The organism is Pseudomonas sp. IAC-BECa141 (assembly GCF_020544405.1).
GTDB lineage: Bacteria > Pseudomonadota > Gammaproteobacteria > Pseudomonadales > Pseudomonadaceae > Aquipseudomonas.
Window position 1 is genome coordinate 6,094,359 of the sequence record NZ_CP065410.1, and the last position, 20,415, is coordinate 6,114,773.

General features: G+C 61.5%; 19 protein-coding genes. 5 read left to right on the plus strand and 14 right to left on the minus strand.

All coding sequences use genetic code 11. From position 1 onward, the window contains the following. Positions 1-32: 32 nt before the first annotated feature. Positions 33-416 carry a hypothetical protein gene (locus tag I5961_RS28040; protein WP_085702298.1) on the minus strand — a complete coding sequence of 128 codons (384 nt, stop codon included), beginning with the start codon at positions 414-416 and terminating at the stop codon, positions 33-35. 151 nt (positions 417-567) lie between these two features. On the opposite strand from I5961_RS28040, the gene phoB reads away from it, so the two are divergent. From phoB to I5961_RS28055, 3 genes are all read left to right on the plus strand, one after another. Beyond that, the gene (phoB, locus tag I5961_RS28045; protein ID WP_003229608.1) at positions 568-1,257 is read left to right on the plus strand and encodes a phosphate regulon transcriptional regulator PhoB; all 690 of its coding nucleotides are present in this window, start codon (positions 568-570) and stop codon (positions 1,255-1,257) included. A 74-nt stretch (positions 1,258-1,331) separates the two neighbouring features. Next, positions 1,332-2,618: a phosphate regulon sensor histidine kinase PhoR gene (gene phoR, locus I5961_RS28050; RefSeq protein ID WP_234206561.1), complete on the plus strand. Its 1,287-nt coding sequence runs from the start codon at positions 1,332-1,334 to the stop codon at positions 2,616-2,618. A 111-nt stretch (positions 2,619-2,729) separates the two neighbouring features. After that, positions 2,730-4,070, plus strand: coding sequence for a hemolysin family protein (locus tag I5961_RS28055; RefSeq protein WP_007954342.1), 1,341 nt, complete (start codon positions 2,730-2,732; stop codon positions 4,068-4,070). Positions 4,071-4,076: 6 nt separating this feature from the next. Here I5961_RS28055 and I5961_RS28060 read toward each other — a convergent pair whose 3' ends face one another. From I5961_RS28060 to I5961_RS28095, 8 genes are all read right to left on the minus strand, one after another. Further along, the gene (locus I5961_RS28060; protein ID WP_085696763.1) at positions 4,077-4,973 is read right to left on the minus strand and encodes a peptidoglycan DD-metalloendopeptidase family protein; all 897 of its coding nucleotides are present in this window, start codon (positions 4,971-4,973) and stop codon (positions 4,077-4,079) included. Between the two features lie 184 nt (positions 4,974-5,157). Beyond that, on the minus strand, positions 5,158-6,114 hold the full coding sequence (locus tag I5961_RS28065) for a response regulator (protein ID WP_085702297.1): 957 nt from the start codon (positions 6,112-6,114) through the stop codon (positions 5,158-5,160). 189 nt (positions 6,115-6,303) lie between these two features. Further along, positions 6,304-7,065, minus strand: a complete 762-nt coding sequence (gene phoU / locus I5961_RS28070; protein ID WP_085696759.1) for a phosphate signaling complex protein PhoU — start codon at positions 7,063-7,065, stop codon at positions 6,304-6,306. 65 nt (positions 7,066-7,130) lie between these two features. Then, complete coding sequence (gene pstB, locus I5961_RS28075; RefSeq protein WP_085696757.1) at positions 7,131-7,964, minus strand: phosphate ABC transporter ATP-binding protein PstB; 834 nt, start codon at positions 7,962-7,964, stop codon at positions 7,131-7,133. Between the two features lie 143 nt (positions 7,965-8,107). Further along, positions 8,108-9,778, minus strand: a complete 1,671-nt coding sequence (pstA, locus tag I5961_RS28080; protein ID WP_085696755.1) for a phosphate ABC transporter permease PstA — start codon at positions 9,776-9,778, stop codon at positions 8,108-8,110. Between the two features lie 15 nt (positions 9,779-9,793). Beyond that, positions 9,794-11,827, minus strand: a complete 2,034-nt coding sequence (locus I5961_RS28085) for an ABC transporter permease subunit (RefSeq protein ID WP_170929696.1) — start codon at positions 11,825-11,827, stop codon at positions 9,794-9,796. A 424-nt stretch (positions 11,828-12,251) separates the two neighbouring features. Continuing rightward, positions 12,252-13,253, minus strand: coding sequence for a phosphate ABC transporter substrate-binding protein PstS (locus I5961_RS28090; RefSeq protein ID WP_085696751.1), 1,002 nt, complete (start codon positions 13,251-13,253; stop codon positions 12,252-12,254). 238 nt (positions 13,254-13,491) lie between these two features. Then, the gene (locus tag I5961_RS28095) at positions 13,492-14,790 is read right to left on the minus strand and encodes an MFS transporter (protein ID WP_227233942.1); all 1,299 of its coding nucleotides are present in this window, start codon (positions 14,788-14,790) and stop codon (positions 13,492-13,494) included. Between the two features lie 378 nt (positions 14,791-15,168). Between I5961_RS28095 and I5961_RS28100 the strand changes: the two genes are divergently transcribed. Then, entirely contained in the window at positions 15,169-15,573 is a 405-nt protein-coding gene (locus I5961_RS28100) for an acyl-CoA thioesterase (protein WP_085696748.1), read from the plus strand. A 57-nt stretch (positions 15,574-15,630) separates the two neighbouring features. Beyond that, positions 15,631-16,530 (plus strand): D-hexose-6-phosphate mutarotase, encoded by a 900-nt coding sequence (locus tag I5961_RS28105; protein WP_227233944.1) that lies wholly within the window; start codon positions 15,631-15,633, stop codon positions 16,528-16,530. A gap of 48 nt (positions 16,531-16,578) precedes the next feature. Here I5961_RS28105 and I5961_RS28110 read toward each other — a convergent pair whose 3' ends face one another. From I5961_RS28110 to I5961_RS28130, 5 genes are all read right to left on the minus strand, one after another. Continuing rightward, positions 16,579-17,115: a DUF3299 domain-containing protein gene (locus tag I5961_RS28110; protein ID WP_085696744.1), complete on the minus strand. Its 537-nt coding sequence runs from the start codon at positions 17,113-17,115 to the stop codon at positions 16,579-16,581. A gap of 103 nt (positions 17,116-17,218) precedes the next feature. Then, positions 17,219-17,464 carry a GlsB/YeaQ/YmgE family stress response membrane protein gene (locus tag I5961_RS28115; RefSeq protein WP_085696742.1) on the minus strand — a complete coding sequence of 82 codons (246 nt, stop codon included), beginning with the start codon at positions 17,462-17,464 and terminating at the stop codon, positions 17,219-17,221. A 111-nt stretch (positions 17,465-17,575) separates the two neighbouring features. Beyond that, positions 17,576-18,658: a 5-(carboxyamino)imidazole ribonucleotide synthase gene (locus I5961_RS28120; RefSeq protein WP_085702293.1), complete on the minus strand. Its 1,083-nt coding sequence runs from the start codon at positions 18,656-18,658 to the stop codon at positions 17,576-17,578. Between the two features lie 10 nt (positions 18,659-18,668). After that, positions 18,669-19,160 (minus strand): 5-(carboxyamino)imidazole ribonucleotide mutase, encoded by a 492-nt coding sequence (gene purE / locus I5961_RS28125; RefSeq protein ID WP_007954291.1) that lies wholly within the window; start codon positions 19,158-19,160, stop codon positions 18,669-18,671. A gap of 212 nt (positions 19,161-19,372) precedes the next feature. Continuing rightward, on the minus strand, positions 19,373-20,281 hold the full coding sequence (locus tag I5961_RS28130) for a LysR substrate-binding domain-containing protein (RefSeq protein ID WP_085702292.1): 909 nt from the start codon (positions 20,279-20,281) through the stop codon (positions 19,373-19,375). Positions 20,282-20,415: the final 134 nt, after the last annotated feature.

A 20,415-nucleotide genomic window follows, 5' to 3' on the forward strand; every position in this document is an offset into this window, starting at 1 on the left:
GGAGCAAGCCCGCTCCCACAGGGGAGTTGCGTTTATTTGTGCTCGTGCACCACGTGCCACACGTCCTTCATGCCATCGCCCTTCATTTCTCCGGGCTTCTCATCCTTCACGAACGTATACAGCGGCTTGCCGTCGTAGGCGTACTGCATCATGCCGTCATCGCGCTTGATCACCGTCCATTTGCCTTCGGCCTTGGCGCCTGCGGGAGCCATCATCGGCGGCCAGTTCTTGGCGCAATCGCCGTTGCACATCGACTTGCCGCCACTGTCCTTGTCGAACGTGTAAAGCGTCATGCCCTTGTGGTCGACCATCATTCCGTCCTTCATCATGGCCGGCTCGGCCGCCATCGCCAGTCCAGGCAGAGTCAGGGCGGCAGCCATCAGCAAAGCCTTAAAGGAAGCAGTCAATTGAGTCATGGAAACCTTCTTTTGTGGTTGTCAGGATTCGGACTTAGAGCTTAGTTCAGGATTTGCACAATCGCCGCCGGACTAAAATACTGTCACACGACTGCAATAATTCCGTTATCTAATGCGGCGCAAGACAGTTAAATGACAAGAGGATTAAGGCATGGTTGGCAGGAGCATTCTGATCGTCGACGACGAAGCGCCCATTCGCGAAATGATCGCCGTTGCGTTGGAAATGGCCGGCTATGACTGCCTCGAGGCAGAGAACTCGCAGCAGGCGCACGCCATCATCGTCGATCGCAAGCCGGACCTGATTCTGCTCGACTGGATGCTGCCGGGCACCTCCGGCATCGAACTGGCCCGCCGCCTCAAGCGTGACGAGCTGACCGGTGACATTCCGATCATCATGCTCACCGCCAAAGGTGAAGAGGACAACAAGATCCAGGGTCTGGAAGTCGGCGCCGACGACTACATCACCAAACCGTTTTCCCCACGCGAACTGGTGGCGCGCCTGAAGGCCGTGCTGCGTCGCGCCGGCCCGACCGATGGCGAAGCGCCAATCGAGGTCGGCGGCCTGCTGCTCGATCCGATCAGCCACCGCGTGACTATCGACGGCCGTCCGGCCGAGATGGGCCCGACCGAATACCGTCTGCTGCAATTCTTCATGACCCATCAGGAACGCGCCTACACCCGCGGCCAGTTGCTGGACCAGGTCTGGGGCGGCAACGTCTATGTTGAAGAGCGCACCGTCGACGTGCACATCCGGCGCCTGCGCAAAGCCCTCGGCGACGCCTATGAAAACCTGGTACAAACCGTGCGCGGCACCGGCTACCGGTTCTCCACCAAAGCCTGAGCCGAGCGCCAGCCCCGCAGACAAGGACCGCATTTTCCGTGAACCAAAACTGGCATGGCACCCTGATTCGCCACATGCTGTTGCTGGTCACCGGCTGCCTGGTAATCGGCCTGATCACCGGCTACTACGGCTGGAGTCTGGCAGCGGGCCTGGGCCTGTACCTGGCCTGGACGCTCAAACAACTGCTGCGCCTGCACGAATGGCTGCGCCTGCACCAACCCGATGAAGCACCGCCCGACGGTTACGGCCTCTGGGGCGAGGTGTTCGACAGCATCTACCATCTGCAACGCCGCGACCAACGGGTACGCGGACGCCTGCAAGCGGTGATCGACCGCGTCCAGGAGTCCACCGCCGCGCTGAAAGACGCGGTGATCATGCTCGACAGCGACGGCAATCTGGAATGGTGGAACCGCGCCGCCGAGACCTTGCTCGGCCTCAAGACCCCACAAGACAGCGGTCAACCCGTGACCAACCTGGTTCGTCATCCGCGCTTCAAGGAATACTTCGAGCAGGAAAGCTACGCCGAGCCGCTGGAAATCCCCTCGCCGACCAATGATCGCGTGCGCATTCAGATGTACCTCACGCGCTACGGCAACAACGAACACCTGATGCTGGTGCGCGACGTCACACGCATCCATCAGCTGGAACAGATGCGCAAGGACTTCATCGCCAACGTCTCCCATGAGCTGCGCACGCCGCTGACGGTGATCTGCGGCTACCTGGAAACCCTGCTCGACAACGTCGAGGAAGTGAACCCGCGCTGGAGCCGCGCGCTGCAGCAGATGCAACAACAGGGCGGCCGCATGCAAACCCTGCTCAACGACCTGCTGCTGCTGGCCAAGCTGGAAGCCACCGATTACCCGTCGGACAATCAGCCGGTGCACATCGACACTTTGCTGCAGTCGATCAAGAGCGACGCGCAGCAGTTGTCCGGCTCAAAGAATCAGCACATCACCCTGGAAGCCGACACCCGCATTCTGCTCAAGGGCAGCGAGGCGGAACTGCGCAGTGCGTTCTCCAACCTGGTGTTCAACGCCGTCAAATACACGCCGGCCGAAGGCAATATCCGCATTCGCTGGTGGGGCGACGATCAAGGCGCACACCTCAGCGTGCAGGATTCCGGGATCGGCATCGACAGCAAACACCTGCCGCGCCTGACCGAACGCTTCTACCGCGTCGACTCCAGCCGCAACTCCAACACCGGCGGCACGGGCCTGGGTCTGGCCATCGTCAAACACGTACTGCTGCGCCATCGCGCACGGATGGAGATCAGCAGCGTGCCCGGTCACGGGAGCACGTTTACCTGCCATTTCGCTCCGGCCCAGATCGCTCAGGCACGGGTCATCAGCGCCGCTGAGTAATGCCGGACTAGGCAATCGCCAGGTCAGCCGCTACATTGGCTGACTTGCGCCTGCCTTTTCAGGTGCGGATTTTTCTTTCTTCGAATCACACGGAACCCGCAAAACTCCATCATGGACCCTTCCCCTGGCTTGTCCCTCGCAACAATATTCGCCGATTTCGGCATGATTCTTTTCGCTCTGATCCTGGTTCTGCTCAACGGCTTCTTCGTTGCGGCGGAATTCGCCATGGTCAAACTGCGCTCGACCCGGGTCGAAGCGATCGCCGAGCAGCACGGCTGGCGCGGGCACATCCTGCGCACGGTGCACAGTCAGCTCGATGCTTACCTCTCGGCGTGCCAGCTCGGTATCACCCTCGCCTCCCTCGGTCTGGGCTGGGTCGGCGAGCCGGCGTTTGCGCACATTCTCGAGCCGCTGCTGAGCGCGGTCGGCGTGCAGTCGGCCGAAGTCGTCAAAGGCATTTCGTTCTTCACCGCGTTCTTCATCATTTCCTACCTGCACATCGTGGTCGGCGAGCTCGCACCCAAATCCTGGGCGATCCGCAAACCCGAGCTGCTGTCGCTGTGGACCGCGGTGCCGCTGTACCTGTTCTACTGGGCCATGTACCCGGCGATCTACCTGCTCAACGCCAGCGCCAACACCATCCTGCGCATAGCGGGGCAAGGTGAGCCCGGCCCGCACCACGAGCACCATTACAGCCGTGAAGAACTGAAACTGATCCTGCACTCCAGCCGTGGCCAGGACCCGAGCGACCAGGGCATGCGCGTACTGGCCTCGGCGGTGGAAATGGGCGAACTGGAAGTGGTCGACTGGGCCAACTCCCGGGAAGACCTGATTACGCTCGAATTCAACGCGCCGCTGAAAGAAATCCTGGCGATGTTCCGTCGCCACAAGTTCAGTCGTTACCCGGTGTACGACAGCGAGCGCAAGGAATTCGTCGGCCTGCTGCACATCAAGGACCTGCTGCTGGAACTGGCGGCGCTGGATCACATTCCCGAGTCGTTCAACCTCGCCGAGCTGACCCGCCCGCTGGAGCGCGTGTCGCGGCACATGCCGCTGTCGCAGCTGCTGGAGCAGTTCCGCAAGGGCGGCTCGCACTTCGCCGTGGTGGAAGAAGCCGACGGCAACATCATCGGCTACCTGACCATGGAAGACGTGCTGGAAGTGCTGGTCGGCGACATTCAGGACGAACACCGCAAGGCCGAGCGCGGCATCCTCGCCTACCAGCCGGGCAAGTTGCTGGTACGAGGCGATACGCCGTTGTTCAAGGTCGAGCGCCTGCTGGGGATCGACCTGGACCACATCGAAGCCGAAACCCTCGCCGGGCTGATCTACGAAACCCTGAAACGGGTGCCGGAAGAGGAAGAAGTGCTGGAAGTCGAAGGCCTGCGGATCATCATCAAGAAGATGAAAGGTCCGAAGATCATTCTGGCCAAGGTACTGATGCTCGACTGACGGGGTTTACTGCTTGCCCAACGCAAAGTTGGGCAACGCCCCCAGCGGCTGGTTGAACTGATACGGAATCGACACCAGCCCCATCCCGGTATTGCGCTGCACCACAAAGTGCAGGTGCGGACCGCTGCTGTTGCCGGTGTTGCCGGACAGCGCCAGCGGACTGCCCACCGTCACTCGCTGACCTTCCCGCACACTCACCGATCCTTGCTTGAGATGCAGGTACACGCCCATCGTGCCGTCGTCGTGCAATATCCGCACGAAGTTGCCGGACGGATCGGTGCCGCGCCCGTTCTGGGAATTCTCGGTCTTCACCACCACCCCGGCTCGCGCGGCGATGATCGGCGTGCCGACCGGCATGGCGATGTCCATCGCGTATTTGTTCTTCGGCCCGAAATGGCTGTAGTCGCCATTGGCGCCCTGACTCAGACGGAACGGCCCGCCCCGCCACGGAAACGGATAGCGATAGCCCTGAGCCGCGCCTGCGGGGTCACCGAGGGAATACTGGAACATCGGCGTGTACACCAGCGGCTTGCCACCGGACACCGCCGTCAGCAGCGCCAGCCGCGTATTGCTGCGCGCCGGCAGCACCCGGCGGATCGTTTGCGCCGGCGCGCCACGCACGTTGCTCAACCCGGTAAACGCCAGCGCAACCTCGACCGGCGCATACAGGTCGTTGCGCACGAACACCACGTCCGCGCCCTTCTGCTTCTTGATGTCGAGATAGACCTGGCGCTCAAGGCGCTCGACCATCCGGTCCTGAAACACGAACACCTGGGAGCCTTTGCTCGGACGGTCGCTGTACGAAACCACTCCGTTGGCATCGGTGGACTTGTAGATCGTCATGGCCACAGTCGAGGTGGAGGCCATGAACAGACCACAGAAAAACAGCAGGCGCAGGGGCATGGGCAAAAGTTCTGTCGAGTAAGGCCTGGGAATGAGCCTAGCAGCTGAAGCAGACCAGGCTAGTCGACAGATGTTTCAAATTGGCGTGAATGATCGTCCCCACGCTTTGCGTGGGGGGACGCGGAGCGTCCCTTGAGGCATTCCCACGCGGAGCGTGGGAACGATCAATGTCAGGCGACGAAGATTACGCGCCTGGAACGAAGTGCTTCTGCGCCGTGCCGCGGGCGATCAGGCGGGAGATGTAGTCGAGCTTCTGCGCGTCCTGGTCGACGAAGCGGAAGGTCAGTTGCAACCAGTCGCTGTCGGGTTTCGGCTCGTGGGCGACGACGGCGTGCAGGTAGCCGTTGAGGCGGGCGATTTCGGCGTTGTCGCCCTGCTCAAGGTCCAGCACGGCGCTGTCGAGGACCTGAGGCAGGTTGTCGGTGCGTTTCACCACCAGCAGCGCTTCCTTGATGCTCAGGGCCTTGATCACGCATTGCTGGGTGCCGCTCGGCAGGCGCAGCTGGCCCTGACCGCGACCACCGGCCGGAGCGCTGGAGGCTGCCGGGGCTTTCACTGGCGGGCTGTTGAGCAGACCGCGCTGTGGCGCGGCGGCAGGTGCCGGGGCCGCAGCGGCAGGCTTGGCAAACGGGTTGGCCGCAGCAGCAGTCGGTGCGGAACCGGCTACGGCAGCCTTGCCGCCGGTCAAGGCGCTCAGGGAGTCGTTGCCGAATGCCGAGTTCATCTTGGTCGGAGCGCTGTTCATCAGGGTGTCGAGCTTGCCGACCTTGTTCAGGGCCTGCTTGACCTTGGTCAGCAGTTGCTCGTTGGTGAACGGCTTGCTGACGTATCCGGTGACGCCGGCCTGGATCGCCTGCACAACGTTTTCCTTGTCGCCCCGGCTGGTGACCATGATGAACGGCATGGTCTTGAGGTTGTCCTGCTCACGGCACCAGGTCAGCAGTTCGAGGCCGGACATTTCCGGCATTTCCCAGTCGCACAGCACCAGGTCGAAGGCTTCCTTGGCCAGCATGGCCTGAGCCTTCTTGCCGTTGATGGCGTCCTCGGCGCGGATCCCCGGGAAGTAATTACGCAGGCACTTTTTCACCAGGTCACGAATGAACGATGCATCGTCCACGACCAACACACTGATCTTGCTCATCCAACACCCCTATTAAAATCCCGGCAAGCATAACGCTGGCTGATGGCACATTGCCAAAACTCTTCAGTCACGCCGGGACTTTTCGTTCGCGGGTGCTGCTTTTTAATTCGCTCTTCAACTCGGATCCGCTTTCTGAAAGCAGAAACAAAAACGCCCGGCCAAAGGGCCGGGCGCTTTTCTCAGGCAATCTTACTTATCGTCAGCATCGTCCGGAACATTAGCGGTTTCGCCACTTGTCCCTTCAACTTCTTCCTTCATGCGCTTGAGGCCCATGTGGCGCACGTCGGTGCCGCGCACCAGGTAAATCACCAGCTCCGAGATGTTGCGCGCATGGTCGCCGATCCGCTCCAGCGAACGCAGTACCCAGATAATGCTCAAGACCCGCGAGATAGAGCGCGGGTCTTCCATCATGTAGGTCGCCAGTTCGCGCAGGGCGGTCTTGTATTCGCGGTCGATGATCTTGTCGTACTGCGCCACCGACAACGCCAAGTCGGCGTCGAAACGGGCAAAGGCGTCCAGCGCATCACGCACCATGTTGCGCACCTGGTCGCCGATGTGGCGCACTTCGACGTAACCGCGCGGCGCTTCACCCTCTTCGCACAGCTGAATCGCACGACGGGCGATCTTGGTCGCTTCGTCGCCGATGCGCTCCAGGTCGATCACCGACTTGGAGATGCTGATGATCAGACGCAGGTCGGACGCCGCCGGCTGACGACGGGCCAGGATGCGCAGGCATTCTTCGTCGATGTTGCGTTCCATCTGGTTGATCTGGTCGTCGATCTCGCGCACTTGCTGGGCCAGGCCCGAGTCGGCCTCGATCAGCGCGGTGACCGCGTCGTTGACCTGCTTCTCGACCAGCCCGCCCATGGCCAGCAGGTGGCTGCGCACTTCTTCCAGTTCGGCGTTGAACTGCGCGGAAATGTGATGGGTAAGGCCTTCTTTACTAATCATGTTGGCGTCCTTGGAGCGTCCGGTAAGGTGCAAGCGTCAATTCAGTGAGCGACAACCAGTGTCTGCTAGCCGTAACGACCGGTGATGTAGTCTTCGGTCTGCTTCTTGGCCGGATTGGTGAACAGGGTATCGGTGTCGCCGAATTCCACCAGTTTGCCCATGTACATGAACGCCGTGTAGTCGGACACCCGCGCTGCCTGTTGCATGTTGTGGGTCACGATGACGATGGTGAACTTGGATTTGAGCTCGTAGATCAGCTCTTCGACTTTCAGGGTCGAGATCGGGTCGAGTGCCGAGCACGGTTCGTCGAGCAGCAGCACTTCCGGTTCCACCGCGATGGTACGGGCGATCACCAGACGCTGTTGCTGACCACCGGACAGGCCGAGGGCCGAGTCATGCAGACGGTCTTTCACTTCGTCCCACAGGGCCGCGCCCTTGAGTGCCCACTCGACGGCTTCATCGAGGATGCGCTTCTTGTTGATGCCCTGGATGCGCAGGCCGTAGACCACGTTTTCGTAGATGGTCTTGGGGAACGGGTTCGGCTTCTGGAACACCATGCCGACCCGGCGACGCAGCTCGGCCACGTCTTCACCCTTGCGGTAAATGTTGTTGCCGTACAGGTTGATCGCGCCTTCGACGCGGCAGCCGTCCACCAGGTCGTTCATGCGGTTGAAGGTACGCAGCAGCGTGGACTTGCCGCAGCCGGACGGGCCGATGAAGGCGGTCACGCGCTGTTTCGGGATGTTCATGCTGACGTCGTACAGCGCTTGTTTGTCGCCGTAGAACAGGCTCAGGCCCGGCACTTCGATGGCCACGGTTTCCTGCTCGAGGTTCAGGCTCTGCTTGTCGCGGCCCAGGGCAGACATGTTGATGCCGTGGGTATGTGTTTCGTGCTGCATGGGAGATCCCCTGTGCTAACAAATTCGGTTCGTTTTTTGTGGGAGCCAGCCTGCTGGCGATTCAGGCAACGCGGTGTCTCTGTGAATCCGCGGTGATGCCTTCGCGAGCAAGCTCGCTCCCACATAGAAATCAGTGCTGCAAATCAGCTGTCCAGCGCCTTGTACTTCTCGCGCAGGTGGTTACGAATCCACACTGCCGACAGGTTGAGCACGGCAATCACCAGCACCAGCAGCAACGCGGTGGCGTACACCAGCGGTCGTGCGGCTTCGACGTTCGGGCTCTGGAAGCCGACGTCGTAGATGTGGAAGCCCAGGTGCATGATCTTCTGGTCCAGGTGCAGGTACGGGTAGTTGCCGTCCACCGGCAGCGACGGCGCCAGTTTCACCACACCCACCAGCATCAGCGGCGCCACTTCACCCGCGGCACGGGCCACGGCGAGGATCATGCCGGTCATCATGGCCGGGCTGGCCATTGGCAGAACGATCTTCCACAGGGTTTCAGCCTTGGTCGCGCCGAGAGCCAGCGAGCCCTCGCGCACGGTCCGCGGGATCCGCGCCAGACCTTCTTCAGTGGCCACGATCACCACCGGCACCGCCAGCAGTGCCAGGGTCAGCGACGCCCAGAGCAGGCCCGGCGTACCGAAGGTCGGTGCCGGCAGCGCTTCCGGGAAGAACAGACGGTCGAGCGAACCGCCCAGCACGTAGACGAAGAAGCCCAGACCGAACACGCCGTAAACAATCGCCGGAACACCCGCCAGGTTGTTCACCGCAATCCGGATAACCCGGGTCAGGGTGTTCTGCTTGGCGTATTCACGCAGGTAAACCGCCGCCAGCACGCCGAACGGGGTCACGATCATCGCCATGATCAAAGTCATCATCACGGTGCCGAAGATCGCCGGGAAGATCCCGCCTTCGGTATTCGCTTCACGGGGGTCGTCGGAGAGGAATTCCCAGACCTTGTTGAAGTAGAAACCGATCTTGGTCATCGTGCCCATGGCGTTCGGCTGGTAGGCATGAACCACTTTGCCCAGGCCGATTTCGACTTCCTTGCCGTTGGCATCGCGAGCGGTCAAAGCGTCGCGGTTGAACTGTGCGTGCAGATCGGTCAGACGGGCTTCGACGTCCTGATAGCGGGCGTTCAGCTCGGCACGTTCGGCGTCCATGTCCGCTTGCGCGGTGGCGTCGAGTTTACCTTCCAGTTCCAGTTTGCGACCGTGCAGACGGATGCGCTCGAGGCCGGCGTTGATCGCGCCGATGTCGGTTTTTTCCAGCGACTTGAGCTGCGCGGCGAGGCCATTCACGCGGTTGATCCGCGCTTGCAGCTCAGGCCAGGCCGCTTCACCTTCGGCGATCACCTTGCCGTCCTGCTTGACGTTGACCAGGTAGCCGTAGAAGTTGCCCCACTCACGGCGCTCCAGCGCCATCAGCTCCGGCGGGTTCGTCTGGTTGGTCAGCCACTCGCCGACGATCCAGGTGAAGTCGTTGCCGTTCAGGTCACGGTTGCCAACCTTGATCAGCTCGCGGGTCATGAATTCCGGGCCTTCGTCAGGCACCGGCAGGCCGGCGCTCTTCAGACGGGCGCGCGGCACTTCTTCTTTCTGCACCACTTCGCCCACGACCAGATGCTGGCCCTGGCCGGGTACGTCATAGCTGGCGTGGATCAGATCCGCCGGCCAGAAGTGACCCAGACCGCGCACGGCGATCACCGCCAGCAGGCCAATGGTCATGATGACCGCGATGGACACCGCGCCACCGCTGATCCAGACGCCGGGGGCGCCGCTCTTGAACCATCCTTTCAGGGAGTTCTGTTTCACAGACTTCTACCTTTCTTAAAGCGACGAGTATTTCTTGCGCAGACGCTGACGAATCAGTTCCGCGAGGGTGTTCATGATGAAGGTGAACAGCAGCAGCACCAGCGCCGAGAGGAACAGCACGCGGTAGTGGCTGCCGCCGACTTCCGACTCCGGCATTTCCACCGCGACGTTGGCGGCCAGGGTGCGCAGGCCTTCAAACAGGTTCATTTCCATGACCGGGGTGTTGCCGGTGGCCATCAGCACGATCATGGTTTCGCCGACCGCACGGCCCATGCCGATCATCAGCGCCGAGAAGATGCCCGGGCTGGCGGTCAGGATCACCACGCGAGTCATGGTCTGCCACGGCGTGGCACCGAGGGCCAGCGAGCCCAGGGTCAAGCCGCGCGGGACGCTGAACACGGCGTCTTCGGCGATCGAGTAGATGTTCGGGATCACCGCGAAACCCATGGCCAGACCGACCACCAGTGCGTTGCGCTGGTCGTAGGTGATGCCCAGGTCGTGGGAGATCCACAGGCGCATGTCACCGCCGAAGAACCAGTTCTCCATGAACGGGCTCATGTACAGCGACAGCCAGCCCACGAACAGGATCACCGGGATCAGCAGCGCACTTTCCCAGCCGTCCGGGACTTTCAGGCGGATCGATTCAGGCAGGCGGCTGAAGGTGAACCCGGCGAGCAGAATGCCGATCGGCAGCAGCATCAGCAGGCTGAAGATACCCGGCAGGTGCCCTTCCACATACGGTGCGAGGAACAGACCGGCGAAGAAGCCGAGGATCACCGTCGGCATCGCTTCCATCAGCTCGATCACCGGCTTGACCTTGCGGCGCATGCCCGGGGCCATGAAGTACGCGGTGTAGATCGCAGCGGCGACGGCCAGCGGAGCAGCCAGCAGCATCGCGTAGAACGCGGCTTTCAGGGTGCCGAAAGTCAGTGGCGACAGGCTCAGTTTCGGCTCGAAATCGGTGTTGGCCGCAGTCGATTGCCAGACGTATTTAGGCTCGTCGTAGTTCTCGTACCAGACCTTGCTCCACAGCGCGCTCCACGACACTTCCGGGTGCGGGTTGTCGAGCAGCAGCGGTTGCAGCTTGCCGCCGGCTTCGACGATCACGCGGTTGGCCCGTGGCGACAGACCGAACAGGCCCTGGCCTTCGACCACCTGATCGACCAGCAGGGTGCGATGCGCGGTGCTGTGGAACACGCCGAGCTTGCCGCTGGCGTCCAGGGCCAGGAAGCCTTTGCGACGCTCCTCAGCGGTAATTTCAACGATCGGCGTGGTGCCCATCTGGAAGGTGCGGATCTGCTTCAGGCGCAGCTCGCCATCGGTGTCGCGAGCCATGAACCACTGGGCCAGGCCACCCTTGGAATCGCCGACGATCAGCGAGATGCCACCCACCAGTTGGGTGGCGGCAGTGACTTCGGCTTCGCCGTTTTCCAGCAATTTGTAGCGACCGTTGAGGCTCTTGTCGCGCAGGCTGAACACGTCGGCCTGGGCACGCCCGTTGACCACGTACAGCCACTGCTGGCGCGGGTCGACGAAGATGTTTTTCACAGGCTCGGTCATCTGCGGCAGATCGATACGCTTCTGCTCGTTGGTGACTTCGCCGGTCATCATGTTTTCTTCGCTGGTCAGCGACAACACATTGAGTTGCGAACCGGTGGAGCCGACCAGCATCAGGGTCGAGTCGGTGGCGTTGAGGCTGACGTGCTCCAGTGCACCGCCGCTCTCGTTCAGCGCAATCGGCGCTTCGCCGTACGGGAACTCGATCGCCGGGGTGATGGTTTTCTTGCCTTCCGGGTAGCTGACTTTATAGGTGTGACGGAACACCAGCGCCTGACCGTTGGACAGGCCCACGGCCACCAGCGGATGGCCCGGCTGGTCTTCGCCGATGGAGGTCACACTGGTGCCTGCCGGCAAAGGCAGATCGACGCGCTTCAATTCAGCGCCACTGTCGATGTCGAAGAACAGCGCCTGGCCCTTGTCGGAAACGCGCATGGCCACCTGATTCTGCTCTTCGAGCGAAATCATCAGCGGCTTGCCGGCGTCCTGCATCCAGGCCGGGGTGATTGCATCTTTCGCGGTCAGGTCAGCACCTTTGAACAACGGCGCAACCACATAGGCGAGGAAGAAGAAGATCAGGGTGATGGCTGCCAGCACCGCCAGGCCGCCGACGAGGACGTACCAGCGGGTGAAGCGATCCTTGAGCGCGCGAATGCGGCGCTTGCGTTGCAACTCAGGCGTATTGAAGTCAATGCGCTTGGGAGGGTTCGTAGTCATTTTGGAATTGGCCAGATCATTCATGCGCACACCCTAGCGATCCTGTATGACAGAAAGATGACAATGCAGTGACGCACCAAATCCGCCGCCAGCAGGGCACTGGCAGTGGATAGAAGAATTCGGGAAGTGTGGGGGCCGGGCCGCTTGCGGGCCGGGCCCCACACATGAGTCAGGCGGGGTTCACCCCTGACTCAGTTTGTTACTTTTTTGCGACTTCAGCGCCGCCTTCCTTCAGACCCAGGTCAGCCAGTGCTTTTGCAGCAACCTTGGCTGGCAGTGGGATGTAACCGTCTTTCACGACCACTTCCTGACCCTGTTTCGACAGAACCAGTTTCACGAACTCGGCTTCCAGCGGGGCCAGAGGCTTGTTCGGGGCTTTGTTGACGTATACGTACAGGAAACGCGACAGCGGGTACTTGCCGTTCAGGGCGTTTTCTTCGCTGTCTTCGATGAAGTCAGTGCTGCCTTTCTTCGACAGAGCAACGGTTTTCACGCTGGCGGTCTTGTAGCCGATGCCCGAGTAACCGATGCCGTTCAGCGAGGAGCTGATCGACTGCACAACCGAAGCCGAGCCTGGCTGTTCGTTGACGTTAGGCTTGTAGTCGCCTTTGCACAGGGCTTCTTCCTTGAAGTAGCCGTAAGTGCCGGATACCGAGTTGCGACCGAACAGTTGAACCGGCTTGTTGGCCAGGTCGCCGGTCACGCCCAGGTCACCCCAGGTTTTCACGTCGGTCTTGGCGCCGCACAGACGGGTGGACGAGAAGATCGCGTCAACCTGTTCCATGGTCAGGTGCTGGATCGGGTTGTCCTTGTGCACGAATACAGCCAGGGCGTCCACGGCAACCGGGATAGCGGTTGGCTTGTAGCCGTATTTCTGCTCGAAGGCCGCCAGTTCGGTGTCCTTCATCTTGCGGCTCATCGGGCCCAGGTTGGAGGTGCCTTCAGTCAGCGCAGGTGGCGCAGTGGCGGAGCCTGCGGCCTGAATCTGGATGTTTACGTTCGGGTATTCTTTTTTGTAGTTCTCAGCCCAGAGGGTCATGAGGTTGGCCAGGGTATCGGAGCCGACGCTGGACAGGTTGCCCGACACACCAGTGGTCTTGGTGTAGCTCGGGATAGCAGGGTCAACAGCGGCAACCGCGTTGGCAGTCGCAACGCCAGCAGCGACAAAAGTCATTGCCGCCATCAAACGCTTCAGTTTCATGCCTTACTCCTAGCAGATAGGGTGTGTTAAGTCGGGGCCAAGTATCAGCAGGCCGTGTGAACACTCTATGGCTGAAATATGACAATTGGATGAAAGGCCAGCATGTCGTGACAGATCGTTCCCACGCTCTGCGTGGGAACGCCGCCATGGACGCTCCGCGTCCGCTTCAAGACGTGACGCGGAGCGTCACAGGATGCATTCCCACGCAGAGCGTGGGAACGATCAGCGTGAGGGGAATTTAGCGACCTTTGCTCCACAACCACGCGCCGACCAGGATCCCCATCCCGCACAGCACCGCTACATAGTAGGCAGGCCCCATCGCGCTTTCTTTCAGCAGCAGGCTGACGACCATCGGGGTCAGGCCGCCGAAGATCGCGTAAGCGACGTTATAAGAAAAGGACAGACCACTGAAGCGCACGACCGGCGGGAATGCTTTCACCATCACATACGGCACCGCGCCGATGGTGCCGACCAGCAGTCCGGTCAGCGCATACAGCGGGAACAGCCAGTCCGGGTGATCGGCGAGGCTGTGATAGAAGGTCCAGGAGCTGGCCAGCAGCGCCGTGCAACCGACCACGAATACGCGTCCGGCACCGAAGCGATCCGCCAGTGCGCCGGAAAGGATGCAGCCAAAGCTCAAGAAGACGATGGCAAGGCTGTTGGATTGCAGCGCGGTGGTCGGCGAAAAGTGATAGACCGTTTGCAGCACGGTCGGGGTCATCAGGATCACCACGACGATCCCGGCGGACAGCAGCCAGGTCAGCAGCATCGACACGGCGATGGCCCCGCGATGGTCACGCAGCACTGCACGCAGCGGCACTTCTTCGGCCAGCGCCTTGCGCTGTTGCAGTTCGGCGAACACCGGAGTTTCATGCAGCCAGCGACGCAGGTAGACCGAGAACAGGCCGAACACGCCACCCAACAGGAACGGGATCCGCCAGGCGTAATCCGAAACTTCCGTTGGCGTATAGATGCTGTTGATCGCAGTGGCGACCAGCGAGCCGAGCAGGATGCCAGCGGTCAGGCCGCTGGTCAGGGTGCCGCAGGCATAGCCGATGTGCTTGCCGGGTACGTGTTCGGAAACGAAGACCCACGCCCCCGGAACCTCACCGCCAATCGCAGCGCCCTGGATCACCCGCATCAACAGCAACAGGATCGGCGCCCACAGGCCGATCTGCGCGTAGGTCGGCAGCAGGCCCATGATCAGGGTCGGCACGGCCATCATGAAAATGCTCAGGGTGAACATCTTCTTGCGCCCCAGCAGGTCGCCGAAGTGCGCCATCACGATCCCGCCCAGCGGCCGCGCGAGGTAACCGGCGGCGAAGATGCCGAAGGTCTGCATCAGGCGCAGCCACTCGGGCATGTCGGCCGGGAAGAACAATTTGCCGACCACGGTGGCAAAGAACACAAAGATGATGAAATCGTAAAACTCCAGCGCGCCCCCCAGGGCCGATAGCGACAGAGTCTTGTAGTCATTGCGGGTCAACGGTCGTGCGGGTTGGTCGGGCTGCGCGAGGCTCGAGGGCGCTGTGGTCATGGCAAGGTCTTCTCTTATAGTCGGATCTGCCGCCACAACAACGCTGGCTGTGGCTCGGGCAGGTTCGGCACCATAGCAAATTGTTCGAAAAAGCACATAGAGACGCGTATTTGCCGGTCGAAATGAGAACCGGACGGTCGTCGCGGAGTCTACCGACCGATATACTCGCAACCTTGCTCCGGTTTGTAAGGGGTTGCTGTGCGAAAACGCCGTTGGCCCGACCCTTGCTCGGGATTAGCCGGTTTCGCAGAGTTTCTCCTTAGGCGCCTGATGGAAAACGTGACGAACGTAGTATGTTCGGTGCTGAATCGTTTTTCCCGAAGACGGCTACCACCAGCAATACCCAACGAAGAGTCACGGGTCAGAGGCACCCCAGGCATGATAGAGCTCGAACAAGAAGATCCGATCCCGCAAGGCGACCTGGCCCTGCAAATCACCGCACTTCCCCGCGAAACCAACGGCTTCGGCGATATTTTCGGCGGCTGGCTGGTGGCGCAGATGGACCTGGCAGGCACTGCCATGGCCAGCCGCGTCGCCGGTGGCCGTGTCGCAACCGTCGCCATCGACCGCATGGCTTTTCTGGTGCCGGTGGCTGTCGGCGCGCAATTGTCCTTTTATACCCAGACCCTGGAAATCGGCCGCAGCTCGATCCAGATGATGGTCGAGGTGTGGAGCGACGACCCGCTGTCCAGCGAGTGGCGTAAAGTGACCGAAGCCGTGTTCGTGTTCGTTGCCATCGATGGCAGCGGTCGCACCCGTTCGGTTCCGCCGCGCGCCTGTTAAACCTCGCGGCCGTTTCACGGTCGATAGTCGTCCAAGTTGCTGATCGAGAGTTGCCCCATGAACACGCCCAACGTTGAAGCCGTGAAACTGGATGAACTGAACTGCTGGCGCATCCGCCACGGTCAGGCCGAAGTGCTGGTGGCCCAGCAAGGCGCGCACATCCTCAGTTATCAGGTAGACGGCCAGCCGCCACTGATCTGGCTGAACGACAAGGCCGTGTTCAAGACCGGCAAGAGCATCCGCGCCGGCGTGCCGGTGTGCTGGCCGTGGTTCGGCATCTTCGCCCGCAACCCGCAGAGCGTGCAGGCGATGCGCACGAGCGAAGAACCGGCCGGGGCCCACGGATTTGTCCGGGCGATGGATTGGGAACTGGGCGGCATCGAAGCCGAAGGCGAAAGCCTGAAAGTGGAATTCAAGCTGCCTTACCCCGAGGGCGGTTTTCCGGAATGGCCGCATCAGGTCGACCTGACCCTGACCCTGCGCCTCGACGATCAGTTGCACATCAGCCTGACCAGCCACAACCGTGGCACCGACACCGTCAGCATCAGTCAGGCGCTGCACAGCTATTTTGCGGTCAGCGATGTGCGCAACGTGCGCGTCGAAGGCGTGGATGGCCTGGACTACATCGAGACCCTGGATGACTGGAAGACTCACACCCAGCAAGGCGATCTGCGTTTCGCCGCAGAAACCGACCGCATCTACCTCGACGCCCCACCGCAATTGAGCATCATCGACCCAGCCTGGGAACGACGCATCGTGCTGAACACCACCGGCTCACGCACGGCGGTGATCTGGAACCCGTGGATCGACCGCGCCGCCGCGCTCAGCGACATGGATAACGACGGCTGGCAACGCATGCTGTGCATCGAGACGGCGAACGTGATGAACGATGTGATGAACCTGGCGCCGGATGCCAGCCACACCCTGGGTGTGAGCGTCGGCAGCCAGCCCCTCTGAAAACAAAAATCGCAGCCCTGGGGCTGCGATTTTTTTTGCGGGTCGCAATTACAGATCCGATTCCTGCACCACCCGCACCTTGTCCGCGTCCAGCGCATACGCCGCATCGGCCAGGTCATTGCTGACCTTTTCGATCTTCAGCGTGCCGGTCACCCACAGCGGCGTGTAGATGTCATCCAATTTCAAGCCTTTTGGATAACGCACCAGCACCAGTTGATTCGGCGGCGGTGGCGGCACATGAATGCACGCGCCCGGATACGGCACGAGGAAGAACAGCGTGCTGCGCCCCTTGGCGTCGGACTCCAGCGGCACCGGGTAACCACCGATACGGATGTGCTTGTCGTTCATCGACGCCACGGTCTTGGTCGAATACATCACCGCCGGCAAACCCTTGGCCTGCTTCATCCCGCCCTTCTGGGTGAAGGTGCCGGTGGCTTCCGGGGAGTTGTGGTCGATTTCAGGCATGGCCTCAAGGGCTTTCTGATCCGACTTGGGCATCAGTTCCAGCCAGTCGGTTTCCGGCAGATCGCCGGCGTGAGCCAGACCGCTGCCCAGCAAAAGGAGAGTCAATAGAAGACGGCGCATGGAGGTGCTCGGTAAAGGATGCTCGAATAAGGAGGGAACGCTGAATCGCCGAGCATTCTAGCCCTCCCCGCCGGATTGGCAGAGAGGGCTTTGTCGCTTTGGATCAGTTCTTTTTGATCAGGCCGTAGATCACCAGCAGGATGATCGCGCCGACCAGCGCGCCGATGAAGCCTGCGCCCTGACCCGCCTGATAGATGCCCAGGGCCTGGCCGCCGTAAGTGGCTGCCAGCGAACCGCCGATACCGAGCAGGATGGTCATGATCCAGCCCATGCTGTCATCGCCCGGTTTCAGGAACCGCGCCAGCAGGCCGACGATGAGGCCGATAAAGATGGTTCCGATAATTCCCATGGCATTTCCCTCTGAATAGTAGATATGCCCAAGCCTAGTCAGACTTTGGCATCCTGCCATGAGAGAGCGGCGGCCCCTTAATGGTTCCGCCGCTGCCAGATGAAACTGTCGTTACTCGGCGATCAGCGCTTCGACCTTGAGGATCTGCTGCTCGAGAGTCGCCTTGTCCTTGCAGCGCAGATTGGCGTGACCGACCTTGCGCCCGGCCTTGAAGGCCTTGCCGTAGTGATGCAGATGGCAATCATCGATGGCGATGACTTTCTCCACCGGCGGCACGACGCCGATGAAGTTGAGCATCGCGCTCTCGCCGACCTTGGCAGTCGAACCCAGCGGCAGACCGGCAACGGCTCGCAGATGGTTTTCGAACTGGCTGCACTCGGCGCCTTCGGTGGTCCAGTGCCCGGAGTTGTGCACGCGCGGAGCGATTTCGTTGGCCTTGAGGCCACCGTCGACCTCAAAAAACTCGAACGCCATCACGCCGACATAATCCAGCTGCTTGAGCACGCGGCTGGAATAGTCTTCGGCCAGCGCCTGCAGCGGGTGATCGGAGCTGGCGACCGACAGCTTGAGGATGCCGCTGTCGTGAGTGTTGTGCACCAGCGGATAGAACCTGGTCTCGCCATCGCGGGCGCGCACGGCGATCAGCGACACTTCACCGGTGAATGGCACGAAGCCTTCCAGCAGGCAAGGCACGCTACCCAGTTCAGCGAAGGTATCGACCACGTCTTCCGGCTTGCGCAGGACTTTCTGGCCCTTGCCGTCGTAACCCAGGGTACGGGTTTTCAGCACGGCCGGCAGACCGATCGAAGCAACGGCGGCGTCCAGGTCGGCTTGCGACTGGATGTCGGCGAATGCCGGGGTCGGAATCCCGAGGTCCTTGAACATGCTCTTTTCGAACCAGCGGTCGCGAGCGATGCGCAGGGCTTCGGCACTCGGGTAGACCGGTACGAATTGCGAAAGGAAGGCCACGGTTTCGGCCGGGACGCTTTCGAACTCGAAGGTCACCAGATCGACTTCATCGGCCAATTGGCGCAGATGATCCTGATCGCCGTAATCGGCCCGCAGGTGTTCGCCCAGCGCAGCGGCGCAAGCGTCCGGCGCAGGGTCGAGGAAAGCGAAGTTCATGCCCAGCGGGGTGCCCGCCAGGGCCAACATGCGACCCAACTGGCCGCCACCGATTACACCGATCTTCATCTCAACAACCTCAGGCAATACGTGGGTCTGGATTGTCCAGGACGCTGTCTGTCTGCTCGGCACGGAAGGTCTTCAGTACCGCGTGGAATTGTGGATGCTTGGCGCCCAGGATGCTCGCCGACAACAGCGCGGCGTTAATCGCGCCCGCCTTGCCGATGGCCAGAGTCGCAACCGGAATACCGGCCGGCATCTGCACGATCGACAGCAGCGAGTCGACGCCCGAGAGCATGGCCGACTGCACCGGCACGCCCAGCACCGGCAGGTGGGTCTTGGCCGCACACATGCCTGGCAGGTGGGCTGCGCCACCGGCACCGGCGATGATCACCTCGATGCCGCGGCCTTCAGCCTCTTCGGCGTACTGGAACAGCAGATCCGGGGTGCGATGGGCGGATACCACCTTGACCTCGTAAGGGATGCCGAGCTTTTCCAGCATATCGGCGGTGTGGCTAAGGGTGGACCAATCGGACTTGGAGCCCATGATCACGCCAACCAGTGCACTCATCGTCGCGCCTCTTCTCTCTGGGCGCCCGCAGGCGCGTCAAAAACAACAAGCCACGCAGAATGCGTGGCTTGTTGTAGGAAAAATGGCCGGACGAACCGGCCGAAGGCCGCGCAGTATACCGCAAAGAAAGCAATAAACAGCCCCCGTTGCGACCATCTGTCAAATGAGCCAAAGCCCCGGTTTTATTGACTCAAAGGTCAGCGCCAGCGCATTCAGGAAGATTGTGCGGCACCGCCTTCCAGCTTGCGCCACAACAACCGCACATTGGCCTTGCGCACCAGCGCACAGCGGTAGAGGCGAATCTCCAGTGGCACATGCCATTGCGGACCACCGCAGATCACCAGTTCGCCCCGGGCCAGTTCGTTCCGCACACTCAACTGCGGAACCCAGGCAATGCCGAGGCCTTCCAGGGCCATGCTTTTAAGGCTGTCAGCCATGGCGGTTTCATAGATGGTGGTGAAGCGCAGCTGACGCTGGCGCAGCAAACCGTTTACCGAACGCCCGAGAAACGCCCCGGCGCTGTACGCCAGCAACGGCACACTGCCCTCGCCTTCCAGATCGAACAGCGGTTTGCCGTTGGCATCCGCCGCACACACAGGAAGCATTTCGGTGTGGCCCAGGTGCAGCGACGGGAAGATTTCCGGGTCCATCTGCATGGCCGCGTCCGGGTCATAGAAGGCCAGCATCAGATCGCAGCCACCTTCACGCAGCGCGTGCACTGCGTCGCCGACGTTGGTCGCCACCAGCCGCGTGGCGATGTTCAGGCCTTCGTTGCGCAGTTGCGCGATCCAGCGCGGGAAAAAACCGAGGGCCAGCGAGTGCGCCGCCGCGACCTGGATCACTTCGCCCTGCCCGCCTTCCAGATGATGAAGATGGCGCAGCACTTCACCGAGCTGCTCGACCACGGTGCGCGCGGTCACCAGGAACAGTTGCCCCGCCGCTGTCAGCTCGACCGGCGTACGCGAGCGGTTGACCAGCGTCAGCCCGAGCGCCGCTTCCAGGCTGCGGATCCGCCGACTGAAGGCCGGCTGGGTCACGAAGCGCCGTTCGGCCGCCTGCGAGAAGCTGCGGGTGGCGGCCAGAGCACTGAAGTCCTCGAGCCATTTGCTTTCCAGATTCATCACGTCCTCCCGGACACGCACCAAAACGGGTCACACGTCTGCCGCGCACGCGGCGTCACACGGGCATTATGCCGAATGTGCATAGGGCAGTGTTTAACAGCATTGGCCCAAAAACTCCCACAAGCCTAGCATTC